This is a genomic window from Neptunitalea chrysea, from assembly GCF_027924145.1.
GTDB lineage: Bacteria > Bacteroidota > Bacteroidia > Flavobacteriales > Flavobacteriaceae > Neptunitalea > Neptunitalea chrysea.
Window position 1 is genome coordinate 1 of sequence record NZ_BRVP01000025.1, and the last position, 13935, is coordinate 13935.

The following is a 13935-nucleotide window of genomic DNA, read 5'->3' on the forward strand; positions in this document are numbered from 1 at the left end:
ATACAACTCTTCAGAATTAAGCTATATACAACTAGGGATTATACCGGATTCTTCCTAAAGGTTCGGGACTATGCAACTATTTTAGTTAATCTGTATAAAACTACGTGTTTGTAAAACCTGTAAAGGTGTTTGTGTTGCTATTTATAAAGCAATTTAAGATACAGCTATAGGTTAAGCGGATGCTATTAATTTAGCTAGAGATTGCAAGCTTTCTGTAGCTCTGGATATAATCAAAGAGTAATGTAAATAGCTCACGTTGGCTTATTATCCAGTCATTTGATGCTTTATAGAGTAGATACGGATCACAAGCGTAAAAGTTGGGGGATTGATCCAAAATATAGGCTATGAGTAACTATTTATACTATGTATACTTTAAAACATAGGATTGGAGATTTTAACCGTTAATGATTAATGCCTATAGGTTCTATCTGTTATTTAAAAAGACAGTAACGATGTTTTGACGTATCCCAATTATTTATGGATTTAATTTAATGGGTTTATTTAGTATTAGGCTATTATATTTTTGATAAAAGACTATTTAATATATCTATAACAGTCATTTTTATACATTATATGTGGTAGCGTATTTTATGGATTTATTCATCTTTTCTATATTTGAATATCATTATAACAGACTTCTGATTTTTATTTATTTATTGTTTTTATATAAATTTATTAAAACTGAGTAATAAAATAATATAAAACGTTTTAGTTGACGATGTGTTAAAGTATTAGTGTAAATTTTTAGCATATGGTATAAATAAAGCTTGTATATTAGTATTTATATAAAAGATATTGCTACTTTAAGCTAATTTACTATATTTATGCAAAAATATTATATATGAAGATTAATGCTTGTCCAAGTTGTGGCTCAAATCAGTTTGTTAAAGCCGGAATAGTTAATGATAGACAACGATACAAATGTAAAAAATGTAGTTATTATTTTACGGTAAATAAGCTCGGAAAACAGATAGACGACTACTACGTAAATAAATCTTTACAATTATATCTTGAAGGTTTAACCTATAGAGAGATAGAACGTATTCTTGGAATATCTCATGTAACAATAATGAATTGGGTTAAAAAGTATAATATTAAAAGGCCTTATAATTCTGATTATCACCCTACATATAAGATTATTAATGGTTCTGAGTTATCTAATTATTTTAAAGATCCCGCAGTTTTAAAAGGTGCTGGAGTTATTATTACAGAGCTAGGAGATAAGTTTATGCTTATTAAATGGGAGCGTTTTCGCGACTAGATATAGTAAATAAACAAAAATATATAATAGTTTTTTATTAATCCAAAAATTATGTGAAGTTCGTACTGCACACAAAATCAATTTTAATAGTAGTACAATTTAAAACTTTACACAATGAGGAAACTTTTTCTTCTTATGGGTGTACTTGCGCTGTATTCAACGCAATTATTCTCACAAGCATCACCGCATTACAAAGGCGGTTTGAAGGTCAACTTTGGAGATGATGGTAAAAAATATCTTCGAATTATTTCTTGGGCACAGTTTCAGGGAGTATATTCAGATGACGTTGCAGAAGACCAGAGCAACACTAATTTTATGGTAAGACGGGCAAGGGTTTTGATGTTTGCCCAAATTAATGAGAAGTTTTTAATACTTACTCATTTTGGTTTAAACTCTTTAAATAGCTCTACAATGAGTCCAACAGGTAAATCTGAAGGATCGCAGTTATTTTTTCACGATGTATGGGCACAATATACTATTGCTACTGACCATGTAGTAGGTGGAGGATTGCATTATTTTAATGGTATTTCAAGATTAAACAATCAGAGTACCTTAAATATGATGAGTCTTGATAATAACCGTCAATCTTGGTCTACTCTAGGATTGTCTGATCAGTTTGCTAGGCACATAGGTGTTTTTGCCAAAGGTAAATTTGATCGTTTACAGTACCGTGTATCTATTAATGATGCTATTACCACAGGTTTAGATACTCGCGATGCGATGGCAGACGTTGCAGTATATGGTGGTAATAGATTATTAGGGTCTAAGGATGCCGGTAAAACGTATTCTGGATATTTTGATTTTCAATTTTTAGATCAGGAATCTAACTTCTTACCATTTAAGGTAGGAACCTATCTTGGGAGTAAAAAAGTTTTCAATGTAGGAGCTGGTTTCTTTTTACATCCAAAGGGTTCTGTAATTTTAGACGGTACAGAATTGAAAGGAGAAGATGTTCAAATTTTTGCAGTTGATGCATTCTATGATACTCCAATAGGAGAAAAAGGAAGTGCCTTAACAGCTTATGCAACATATCAGACTAACGATTATGGTGCTAACTACTTGTATAGTGCTTATGGTACAGGTAGTATGCTTTACGGGCATCTTGGGTATGTGATTCCTGGTGATGTTGAGAAAACACGTTTTCAACCTTATTTTACGTATGCTTCAAATAGTTATGATGCAGTTGATGATAACAGAAATGTTTTCGGAATTGGCGCTAATGCCTATTTAAGCGGAAATAACTCTAAACTTACTTTAGAATACCAAAACCAAAAGTTTGGAGAAACTACAAGAGGTACGCTTACCTTACAAGCAATGATTTACTTATAAACTTTAAACTAACATTATGACTGACAAGCAAAAAGCTATGGCATACTGGAAGGAAAACCTAAAGTATCTAACAATTTTATTAGTTATTTGGTTTTTATCTTCCTATGGAGCAGGTATTTTATTTAAAGATGCTCTAAACAAAATTCAATTTGGAGGGTTTAAATTAGGTTTCTGGTTTGCCCAGCAAGGATCTATTTACGTATTCGTAATCTTAATTTTTGTATACGTACGTTTAATGAATAAACTTGATGAAAAATATGGGTTTGACGAATAACCCTTACTTAAAACCTAAAAAAATATTATTATGAGTGTACAATTTTGGACATGGTTGTTAGTAGGGATTACTTTTACCCTATATTTTGGAATTGCTATTTGGGCTCGTGCGGGTTCAACAAAAGATTTTTATGTAGCAGGAGGAGGAGTTTCTCCATTGGCCAATGGTATGGCTACTGCTGCAGACTGGATGAGTGCTGCGTCATTTATCTCAATGGCCGGATTAATCTCTTTTATGGGGTATGATGGTTCGGTATTTTTAATGGGATGGACCGGAGGTTATGTACTCTTGGCGTTACTTTTAGCACCTTATTTAAGAAAATTCGGGAAATTTACAGTGCCAGCCTTTATTGGAGATCGTTATTATTCTAATACTGCACGTACAGTGGCTGTTATTTGTGCGTTATTAGTTTCGTTTACTTATGTGGCTGGTCAGATGAGAGGAGTTGGAATAGTATTTTCTCAATTTTTACAAGTGGATATTAACCTAGGTGTTATTATTGGTATGGCTGTAGTACTTGTATTTAGCCTTTTGGGAGGAATGAAAGGAATTACATATACTCAGGTAGCTCAATATTGTGTATTAATGTTTGCTTTCCTTGTGCCTGCAATATTTATTTCATTACAAATGACAGGTAACCCTATTCCGCAAATTGGAATGGGAGGAAAAGTACAAGACGGTACCTATCTGTTGGAAAAATTAGATAATTTACACACACAATTAGGATTTAAAGAATATACAGACGGGTCTAAATCTACTTGGGATGTTTTTGCCATTACACTTGCGTTAATGACTGGTACCGCTGGATTGCCACACGTAATTGTTCGTTTCTTTACCGTTCCTAAGGTTAAGGATGCAAGAAAATCGGCTGGTTTAGCTCTTTTATTTATCGCCTTTTTATATACAACAGCTCCGGCAGTATCGGTTTTTGCAAGAACCAATTTAATTGAAACTGTTAGAGATAAAGAATACACATCTATGCCTGTTTGGTTTAAAAACTGGGAAAATACAGGATTGATAGGTTGGAAAGATAAGAATAACGACGGTAAAATACAGTATGTGGCAGGTTCAGCTTTAGATGGAAAGACACCTGTATTTACTAAAGAAAGAGGAAAGTACGGTGAGCGTGTACTAGCCAATGCGAGTACGGCAGAGAATGAGTTATATGTAGATAGAGATATTATGGTGTTAGCAAATCCCGAAATTGCAAATTTACCAAACTGGGTTATTGGCTTGGTAGCAGCCGGGGGATTAGCAGCAGCTTTATCTACTGCCGCAGGATTACTATTAGTAATCTCTACTTCGGTTTCACATGATCTTATCAAAAAACAACTGAAACCAAATATTTCTGAAAAAGGAGAGTTATTAGCTGCAAGAATTTCAATTTTTATAGCTATTATAGTTGCTGGTTTATTTGGAATTTATCCTCCAGGCTTTGTTGCCGCTGTGGTAGCATTGGCCTTTGGTTTAGGGGCGGCATCATTCTTTCCAGCCATTGTTTTAGGAGTTTTTGATAAACGAATGAATAAGGAAGGAGCCATTTCAGGAATGGTTATTGGTATTGGGTTAATGTTGTTTTATATGATACGTTTCAAAACAGGGTTAATCGGTGTTATGGAGCCTAGACCTGCCAGTGAATGGTGGTTTGGAACGTCTCCAGAAGGTTTTGGAACCATTGCAATGTGCGTAAACGTTGTAGTTTCTTTAGTGGTTTCAAGATTAACTAAACCAACACCTCAACATGTTCAAGATATAGTAGAAAATATTAGAATCCCTAGTGGAGCAGGTGAGGCACATTCTCACTAGCATTTGTATTTGTTGGTCTGAAACAGTGTTGCGAAAGCAACACTGTTTTTTCATATCTTTATCTTATGAAAAAGCGCCATGCACAGAAATTAGTAGTACTTGCATTAATAATTGCACTTTTGTTAAACGTACCTCTTATATTGATTTACAATAAAGAAGGTGCAGTTTTTGGGATACCTTATTTATTTATAGGTATATTTTCGCTTTGGATTGTATCAATAGTTGTTTCGTTTGTAATAATTAAAAGGCATTATGAATAATTATGTTTTAATAACCATTATTATTTTTTACTTAGTAATGCTTTTTTTTATTGCTTTTTGGGCAGAAAAAAACTCAAAAAGTAAATGGATTAATAACCCAATTGTTTATACGCTTTCTTTAGGTGTTTTTTGTTCTGCATGGACGTATTATGGTAGTGTAGGAGTTGCTTCTACATCGGGTGCAGAGTTTTTACCCACCTATTTAGGACCAGTTATTGCTTCACCAATATTTATTGTGTTACTCAGAAAAATTATGCGTATATCAAAGCATCAAAGAGTAGCCTCAATAGCAGATTTTATTTCATTAAGGTATGGTAATAACAGATTTATTGGTGCACTTGTTACTATTACCTGTCTTATAGCAATACTGCCTTATATTTCTTTGCAGTTAAAAGCAATATCTGAAACCTATGAAATTATAACCCTAGATAGTTCTTCTGGTAAAATTTTAACGGGATCAGAAAGTATTTTTACTGATTCTACTTTTTATATAGCTGTTTTGCTAGCTATTTTTGCTTCATTTTTTGGAACTCAAACTGCTGATACAACTGATAAACATATTGGTATTGTTACTACCGTAGCATTTGAGTCTATTATTAAGTTGTTATTTTTCTTAATTATCGGAGTATATGTTACGTTTTTTATTTTTGATGGCACTGAAGATATTTATAATCAGATATCACAATTTAAAGATGTAGATACACTAACTACATTCCCCGATGTTTATGGTGGCTTTAATTGGTTTTACATGACGGTCATTTCGTTTGTGGCAGTTTTTTTATTACCAAGGCAGTTTCAGATGATGGTAGTAGAAAATGATAGAGAACGTTATTTGAAATACGTTATATGGCTTTTTCCTTTATACCTTTTGTTATTTAACTTGTTTGTTATTTTTATTGCCTGGGGCGGAAATTTATCTATCGGAGATACTGCAAATCCTGATTATTACACCATATTATTACCCTTAAAAAATGGAAATATAGTACTTTCTCTATTGGTTTTTTTAGGTGGTTTTTCAGCAGTAATATCTATGGTAGTGGTTTCTACAATAGCACTTTCTACAATGCTTAGTAACAATGTTATTATACCTTATGGGTATTTAGAAGTGTTTAGAAATACTGAAACCGAAAGAAATAATAAATACATAAAAAATATAAGAAGGTTTTCTGTTTTTTCTTTGATTATAGCAGCCTATTTATTTTATGTGAATTTTTCTAGAGAGTTATCTTTATTTTCTATTGGGTATATTTCGTTCGTAATTATTGCGCAGCTAGCACCATCATTCTTTATTGGTTTATATTGGAACAGAGGAGCGGCAAGAGGAGCAAAGGCAGGAATTATTATAGGTTTAGTAGTGACTTTTTACTCATTGATTCTTCCTCTTATTTTAAATGGTTTTTTCAATACCAATAGTTTTGTAGAAGAAGGTCCGTTTGGGATTGGTTTGTTAAGACCTTATCAGCTTTTTGGAATTGACTTTTTAAATCCAATAGCACACGCTTTTTTTTGGAGCATGTTTTTTAATGTAGCAGCCTATTTGTCTTTTTCTTTAATGGGGAGTGGTAATTATCGTGAGCGTAATTATGCTGAAATGTTTGTAAGAAGTAGTAACTATAGTGATTTACAAGAGGGAGCTTATGTTTGGAAGGGAGAAGCCTATGTATCGGATTTAAGAAGAATTTTGGAACGATTTTTGGGGGTAAGTAAAACTGAAAGAGCTTTAGAGCTTTTTTACAAAAAATATGATTTACCAAAGGATACTGTGATGGCTGATGCAAAACTGGTAAACTTTTCTGAAAAATTATTAATTGGTAGTATTGGTAGTTCTTCAGCGAGGATTATCATTAGTAACGTTGTGAAAGAAGAACCTGTTAGTTTACCTGAAGTATTACAAATTTTAGAAGAAAGCAAAGAGACTATTATAACGAATCAGTTTTTAAAAGATAAATCGGAACAATTAACACGATTAACAGCTGATTTAAAGCGGGCTAATGAAGAGTTGATATTTCAGGATAAGCAGAAAGATGAGTTTTTAGATACGGTGTCACATGAGTTAAAAACACCTATAACTGCTATAAAAGCATCTGCTGAGATATTAATTGATGATGATGAAATGTCATTAGAGATGCGAGAAAGGTTTCTTAATAACATAGTAGAAGATACCGAACGACTGTCTAAATTAATACATAATATATTAGATGTAGAAAAGTTATCATCGGGAAGAGAACAGTTAGTTATAAAGGAATATGATATATTAAAAACGATAGAAGAAGCAATTCATTTTGTAACAGCCGAGGTAAATTGTAAAAAAGTTACTATTTTTAATGTTGTTCCTCCTATGAGTTTAAAATATGATGAAGACCGAATAATTCAGGTTTTCATTAACTTACTTTCAAATGCAATTAAATTTGTAGATGAAAGTACAGGAGAAATAAAAATCTATTTAGAAAATTTTCCAGAGTATGTGTTAATTTATGTAGAAGATAATGGAAAAGGTATTCCTAAAGAAGATTTTAATTATATATTTGATAAGTTTTATCAATCGAAAAATCAAAATACAAAGAAGCCGCTGGGTAGTGGTTTTGGTTTAGCTATCTGTAAACATATTGTAGAAAGTCACGGTGGATCTATTTGGGCTTATGAATTTGTTGAAAAAGGTGCTAATTTTGTAGTTAAACTTCCAAGATGAAGAAAATATTAATAGTAGACGACGAGCCAAATATTGTGATGTCTTTGGAATATACACTAAAAAGGAATAACTTTGAGGTGTTTATTGCCAGAGATGGTAGTGAGGCTCTTGAAATACTTAAAACCAATATTCCTGATTTGGTATTGTTAGATATAATGATGCCCGAGGTTGATGGTTATGAAACATTAAAGAGAATTCGTTTGGAAGAAAAGCTTAATGATACAAAAGTAGTTTTTCTTTCAGCTAAAAATAAAGCATCTGACATAGAGAAAGGTTTAACGCTGGGTGCCGTTAAATATATTACCAAACCTTTTTCAATAAAGAAAATTGTTTCTGATATAAATGAACTACTAAATTAAGATTGGTTTTGTGTGCAAAATAAACCAGTGTTTAATTTAAGTTAGTTTAATATGAAATTCAGATTAGGTTCGTTAGCTTCAGATATTGTAATAAGTATCTACGTAGCAGCCACTCTATTGCTTCGTTTGAAGTATGAAAATGAGACGGCTGTAGACCCCGTTACATCTATAATTATAGGATTATCTTTTGTTGTAATTCTTTGGGTTTTAATAAAGCTTCGCTTTTTAAATCCGAATTGGTTTGGATTGTTCACTCCTAAAAAATCCAAATCATGAATTACAAAAATTTCTACAATAGGAGTATAGCTAATCCTGAGGCATTTTGGAAAGAGCAAGCATCTGAATTAACTTGGTACGATTTTCCTAGTACCATTTTGTCTAAAGATTCATATAACTACGACCAGTGGTTTTCCGATGGAAAGCTTAATATGAGTTATTTATGTATTGATAAGCATGTTCAGGATGGTTATGGAGATCAGGTAGCAATTATCTACGATTCTCCTGTAACTAATACCAAGAAAAAATACACCTATAACGATATGAAGTCGGAAGTTGGTAGATTGGCTGGCGCACTTAAAAAACTTGGTTTAGAAAAAGGAGATACGGCCATTATTTACATGCCAATGATTCCTCAAGCACTTTTTTCTATGTTAGCTTGTGCACGTATTGGTGTAGTACATTCGGTTGTGTTTGGAGGCTTTGCTCCGCATGAGTTGGCTATACGTATTGACGATTGTAAACCCAAAATAATTTTAACGGCTTCTAGTGGTATAGAGGTCGATAGAATTATACCTTACAAACCTTATGTAGACAAGGCAATAGAACTTTCTAAACACAAACCAGAAAACGTTGTAGTGTACAAAAGACATTTAGGAGCCGATGTTCCAGACAAAGAATATGATTTAGATTATAAGTCTTTAGTACGGACGGCAGATATGGCTTCTCCTATTTCATTGCCATCTACGCATCCGTTATACATTCTGTATACTTCTGGTACCACAGGAAAACCTAAAGGGATTATTAGAGATACCGGAGGGTATGCAACTGCACTTAAATTCTCTATGAAATATATTTATGGAGTAGAGCAAGACGAAGTGTTTTGGGCAGCAAGTGATGTAGGATGGGTTGTAGGGCATAGTTACATTGTGTATGGTCCATTAGTGAATAGAAATATGACGGTAATTTTTGAGGGTAAACCGATTAGAACACCGGATGCTTCTACTTTTTGGAGAGTGATAAGTGAACATAGTGTAAGTGTTATGTTCACCGCTCCAACGGCTATTAGAGCTATTAAAAAAGAAGATCCGCAGGGTAGTTTAATTAAAAACTATGACTTATCTTGTTTACGCTATCAGTTTTTAGCAGGTGAACGTTGTGACGTTGCTACCTTAAGCTGGGTACAACAACACATAGGGGTACCGGTTATAGATCATTGGTGGCAAACAGAATCGGGATGGCCAATGCTTTCTAATATGGCAGGGGTAGAGTTGGTTCCTGTAAAACCTGGTTCGGCTACATTTCCTGTTTGCGGATATGATATCCAGATTTTAAATGATGAAGGACAGGAGGTTGATGCTAGTACTGAGGGGTATGTAGCAGTAAAACTTCCATTGCCACCCGGAACATTACGAAACATTTGGGGCAATCCTGATCGTTTCCGTGACGGTTATTTAGCACCATTTAAAGGATATTATTTCTCTGGAGATGGTGGATATATAGATGAAGATGGCTATGTATTTATAACAGGGCGTGTTGATGATATTATTAACGTAGCCGGGCATAGATTGTCTACTGCTGAAATGGAAGAGGTAGTAGCTGCTCATCCGTCTGTTGCAGAGTGTGCTGTAATAGGCGTACACGATGATTTAAAAGGACAAATACCTTTAGCACTTGCTGTAACAAAATCAGACAATATGCTTGCTGAGTCTGTAATTCAGGAAGAAATTGTAAAAGATGTGAGAGCTCATATTGGAGCGGTAGCATCATTAAAATTAGTATTAATTGTAGAACGATTACCAAAAACCAGATCCGGTAAAATTTTGCGTAAACTTTTAAGAAGCATCGCAGATGATAAAGAATTTTCTATACCATCTACTATAGATGATCCTAATATAATTAACGAAATTAAACTGGCATTTACAACACATAAAGTAGGCATTAATTAATTTAAGACAACAACATGAGTAATTATCATATTAAACATTTAGAAGAATATTTTCAAGTATATCGAAAGTCGGTCAGAGATCCTGAACACTTTTGGCAAGAAGTAGCTGAAGAACATTTTTTATGGAGAAAAAGATGGGATAATGTATTGTCCTGGGATTTTTCTAAACCAGAGGTGAAATGGTTTGAAGGAGCTGAGTTAAACATTACAGAAAACTGTTTAGACCGTCATTTGCGTACTCATGGGGATCATACCGCCATTTTATTTGAACCTAATAGTCCGGATGAAGAAGCACAACATATTACGTACAAGCAATTACATGAAAAAGTTTGTAAAATGGCAAATGTGCTTAAAGATAATGGGATAGAAAAAGGAGATAGAGTATGTATCTATTTACCTATGATTCCTGAACTAGCTATTGCCTTATTAGCTTGTGCACGTATAGGAGCGGTACATTCTGTAGTATTTGCTGGGTTTTCTTCAAAAGCCTTGGCTACTAGAATAAATGACGCTGCTTGTAAAATGGTAATTACTTCCGACGGGTCTTATAGAGGGGCTAAGAAATTAGATCTTAAATCAATTGTAGATGAAGCTCTGGAATCTTGTGAAACTATAGAAACGGTTTTATTGGTTGAAAGAACAAAGAATAAGGTAGTATTAAAAGAAGGAAGAGATAAATGGTTACAGCCTTTATTAGATGCAGCCGACAGTACTTGTGAGGTAGTTACAATGAAAGCAGAAGACCCTTTATTTATTTTATATACTTCGGGGTCTACAGGTAGACCAAAAGGGATGGTACATACTACGGCAGGATATATGGTGTATACAGCGTATACGTTTAAGAATATATTTCAATATAATGATGGAGATATATATTGGTGTACAGCGGATATTGGATGGATTACAGGGCACAGCTATATAGTTTATGGTCCGTTGGCTAACGGAGCTACCACTGTAATGTTTGAAGGTGTACCAAGTTACCCTGATTTTAGTAGATTTTGGGAGATTGTAGATAAACATAAAATTACACATTTATATACGGCTCCAACGGCTATTAGAGCCTTGGCTAAAGAGAATATTGAATATGTAGAGAAGTGCGATTTAACCTCGTTAAAAGTACTTGGGTCTGTTGGTGAGCCTATTAACGAAGAAGCTTGGCACTGGTATAATGATAATATTGGTAAAAATAAGAGTCCGATTGTAGATACTTGGTGGCAAACAGAAACTGGAGGTATCATGATTTCGCCAATACCATTTGTAACACCCACCAAACCAACCTATGCTACGTTGCCATTTATTGGTATTCAGCCATCCTTAATGGATGAAAGCGGAAAAGAAATGAAAGGAAATCAGGTAGAGGGAAGATTATGTATAAAATACCCTTGGCCATCTATGGCACGTACTATTTGGGGAGACCATGAGCGTTATAGAGATACGTATTTCTCTGCTTACGAAAACAAATATTTTACGGGTGATGGTGCTATGAGAGACGAAGTTGGATATTATAGAATTACCGGTAGGGTAGATGATGTAATTATTGTTTCTGGTCATAACTTGGGTACAGCACCAATTGAGGATGCTATTAACGAACACCCAGCAGTTGCAGAATCTGCTATTGTTGGATTCCCACATGATGTGAAAGGTAATGCATTGTATGGTTATGTAATCTTAAAAGAATATGGTGAAACCAGAAACCTAGAGAACTTAAGCAAAGAGATTAACCAGCAAATCTCAGATAGAATTGGACCTATAGCTAAATTAGATAAGATTCAATTTGTATCGGGATTACCAAAAACACGTTCTGGTAAAATTATGAGAAGAATTTTGCGTAAAATTGCAAGTAAAGATACAAGTAACTTAGGAGATACTAGTACATTACTAAATCCTGAAGTTGTTCAAGAAATTATGGATAATTCTCTATAATGTTATGTTAGTTAGTTTGACAAAGGCGCTTTTTATAAAGCGCCTTTGTTTTTTTATAGAATGTCTTTAATTTTTTCAGGTGGTCTGCCTACTACTGCTTTGGTACCATTAATAACAATAGGGCGTTCAATTAATTTAGGGTTTTCTACCATTATTTTAATCAATTCATCATCGGTAAAAGTTTTGCCTTTGTAGTTTTCTTTCCAAATAGCTTCTTTGGTTCTTACCAACTCCATTGGGGTAATGCCTAGTAATTTAATAATGTTTTTTAGCTCTTCTAAGCTTGGTACGTTGTCTAAGTATTTTACTACCTCTACTTCAGCACCACTTTCTTCAACTATTTTTAATCCTTCACGAGATTTTCCGCATCTTGGGTTGTGGTATATGGTTATCATGGGTTTTAGATTTAAAAAATGAATATAATAAATTTTAATTTAGATTGTTATGGGAAGCCTACACAAATAGCTTGGGAAACTGAAATATGGATTTGCGAAATGCCAAGTCATATGATTCATTTTAACGGAGATAGATTTATAGGTCCCAGATAGATTTACTGATGTTTTCAGGTAAAAGAATTATCTAACTTGTTTTTTATTCTCACTCTTGAAGTAGTGTATCTATGATAGAATATTCATTCTTACAACCTCTTACATAGTGTTAACGTTAACATAACAAACACTAGAAAATAAAAAAGCAGCCAATTGGCTGCTTAATTTTTATAAAGATTATTCTGTTATTTCTAAGTTTCCTCTTCTTTTTGTCCCATCATCATTAGGAATCCTTTTAAGAAGTCATCAATGTTACCATTCATTACAGAGTCTACATCCGTAGATTCAATTCCGGTACGTACATCTTTAACTAGTTTATAAGGCTGCATTACGTAGTTACGTATTTGCGATCCCCATTCAATTTTCATTTTACCAGCTTCAATATCGGCACGGGCTTCCAGACGTTTTTTAAGCTCAATCTCGTATAACTGAGATCGTAACATTTGCATGGCACGGTCACGATTATCATGTTGCGAACGCGTTTCAGAACATGAGATTTGTATTCCGGTAGGTTTGTGTACCAACTGTACTTTGGTTTCTACCTTGTTTACATTTTGTCCTCCTGCACCACTAGAACGGGCTGTAGTAATCTCAATATCTGCCGGATTAATATTAATCTCAATGGTATCATCTACCAATGGGTATACATATACAGAGGCAAATGAAGTGTGGCGTTTACCATTACTGTCAAATGGAGAGATACGGACCAAACGGTGTACACCGTTTTCGCCTTTCAAATATCCAAAAGCAAACTCGCCTTCAATTTCGAGTGTTACGGTTTTAATACCGGCAACATCACCTTCCTGATAGTTAAGTTCTTTTATTTTATACCCGTTTTTTTCGCTCCACATTAAGTACATACGCATGAGCATAGATGCCCAGTCACAACTCTCGGTACCACCGGCACCTGCAGTAATTTGTAATACAGCACTCATACTATCACCTTCTTCCGATAGCATGTTTCTAAACTCTATGTTTTCTATATGTTCTGATGTAGCTTGGTATTGCTCTTCTACATCGGTAGCTTCGGCATCTCCTTCTTTATAAAATTCATAAAGCACTTCAAGGTCGCTTATCAATGTTTTGGCTTTTTCATAAGCTTCCACCCATTTTTTCAGACCTCTCAAGGCTTGCATTATGACTTCTGCTTTTTTAGGATTGTCCCAAAAATCAGGAGCAAAGGTTTTTTCTTCTTCGTTTTGTATTTCTATACGTTTGGCATCAATGTCAAAGATACCTCCTTAACGCACCAAGGCGTTCCACAAGATCTTTTACTTGTTCGGTAGTGATCATATATTATTCAATTATTTTTTTCAAAGGTA

12 protein-coding genes are annotated in these 13935 nt (G+C 34.0%); 10 read left to right on the forward strand and 2 right to left on the reverse strand.

The window, feature by feature from the left end; translation table 11 throughout:
• The first annotated feature begins 841 nt into the window (after window positions 1-841).
• The 9 genes from NBRC110019_RS14460 (at window position 842) to acs (ending at window position 12065) form a co-directional block, all read left to right on the forward strand.
• Window positions 842-1261, forward strand: a complete 420-nt coding sequence (locus tag NBRC110019_RS14460; RefSeq protein WP_281756039.1) for an IS1/IS1595 family N-terminal zinc-binding domain-containing protein — start codon at window positions 842-844, stop codon at window positions 1259-1261.
• 114 nt (window positions 1262-1375) lie between these two features.
• Window positions 1376-2590: a hypothetical protein gene (locus NBRC110019_RS14465; RefSeq protein WP_281756041.1), complete on the forward strand. Its 1215-nt coding sequence runs from the start codon at window positions 1376-1378 to the stop codon at window positions 2588-2590.
• A 16-nt stretch (window positions 2591-2606) separates the two neighbouring features.
• Window positions 2607-2864, forward strand: a complete 258-nt coding sequence (locus NBRC110019_RS14470) for a DUF4212 domain-containing protein (RefSeq protein ID WP_281756042.1) — start codon at window positions 2607-2609, stop codon at window positions 2862-2864.
• 30 nt (window positions 2865-2894) lie between these two features.
• A complete protein-coding gene (locus NBRC110019_RS14475; RefSeq protein WP_281756043.1) occupies window positions 2895-4670 on the forward strand; it encodes a sodium:solute symporter family protein in 1776 nt (591 codons plus the stop codon).
• A gap of 252 nt (window positions 4671-4922) precedes the next feature.
• Entirely contained in the window at window positions 4923-7619 is a 2697-nt protein-coding gene (locus NBRC110019_RS14480; protein WP_281756044.1) for a sodium:solute symporter family transporter, read from the forward strand.
• Window positions 7616-7978, forward strand: coding sequence for a response regulator transcription factor (locus NBRC110019_RS14485; protein ID WP_281756046.1), 363 nt, complete (start codon window positions 7616-7618; stop codon window positions 7976-7978). Before NBRC110019_RS14480 ends, NBRC110019_RS14485 begins: the two co-directional genes overlap by 4 nt.
• A gap of 51 nt (window positions 7979-8029) precedes the next feature.
• Window positions 8030-8254 carry a hypothetical protein gene (locus tag NBRC110019_RS14490; RefSeq protein WP_281756048.1) on the forward strand — a complete coding sequence of 75 codons (225 nt, stop codon included), beginning with the start codon at window positions 8030-8032 and terminating at the stop codon, window positions 8252-8254.
• The gene (locus tag NBRC110019_RS14495) at window positions 8251-10143 is read left to right on the forward strand and encodes an acetate--CoA ligase (protein WP_281756050.1); all 1893 of its coding nucleotides are present in this window, start codon (window positions 8251-8253) and stop codon (window positions 10141-10143) included. Before NBRC110019_RS14490 ends, NBRC110019_RS14495 begins: the two co-directional genes overlap by 4 nt.
• A gap of 14 nt (window positions 10144-10157) precedes the next feature.
• The gene (acs, locus tag NBRC110019_RS14500) at window positions 10158-12065 is read left to right on the forward strand and encodes an acetate--CoA ligase (RefSeq protein WP_281756051.1); all 1908 of its coding nucleotides are present in this window, start codon (window positions 10158-10160) and stop codon (window positions 12063-12065) included.
• A 53-nt stretch (window positions 12066-12118) separates the two neighbouring features.
• Here the strand turns inward: acs and arsC are convergent, their stop codons facing one another.
• Window positions 12119-12460 carry an arsenate reductase (glutaredoxin) gene (gene arsC, locus NBRC110019_RS14505; RefSeq protein ID WP_281756052.1) on the reverse strand — a complete coding sequence of 114 codons (342 nt, stop codon included), beginning with the start codon at window positions 12458-12460 and terminating at the stop codon, window positions 12119-12121.
• Window positions 12461-12478: 18 nt separating this feature from the next.
• On the opposite strand from arsC, the gene NBRC110019_RS14510 reads away from it, so the two are divergent.
• Window positions 12479-12613: a BsuBI/PstI family type II restriction endonuclease gene (locus NBRC110019_RS14510; protein WP_281756053.1), complete on the forward strand. Its 135-nt coding sequence runs from the start codon at window positions 12479-12481 to the stop codon at window positions 12611-12613.
• 191 nt (window positions 12614-12804) lie between these two features.
• On the opposite strand, the gene prfB is transcribed toward NBRC110019_RS14510, so the two are convergent.
• A protein-coding gene (gene prfB, locus NBRC110019_RS14515) for a peptide chain release factor 2 (protein ID WP_281756054.1) occupies window positions 12805-13906 on the reverse strand; the annotation gives its coding sequence in 2 pieces (ribosomal slippage) (window positions 12805-13842 and window positions 13844-13906; 1101 coding nt in all).
• Window positions 13907-13935: the final 29 nt, after the last annotated feature.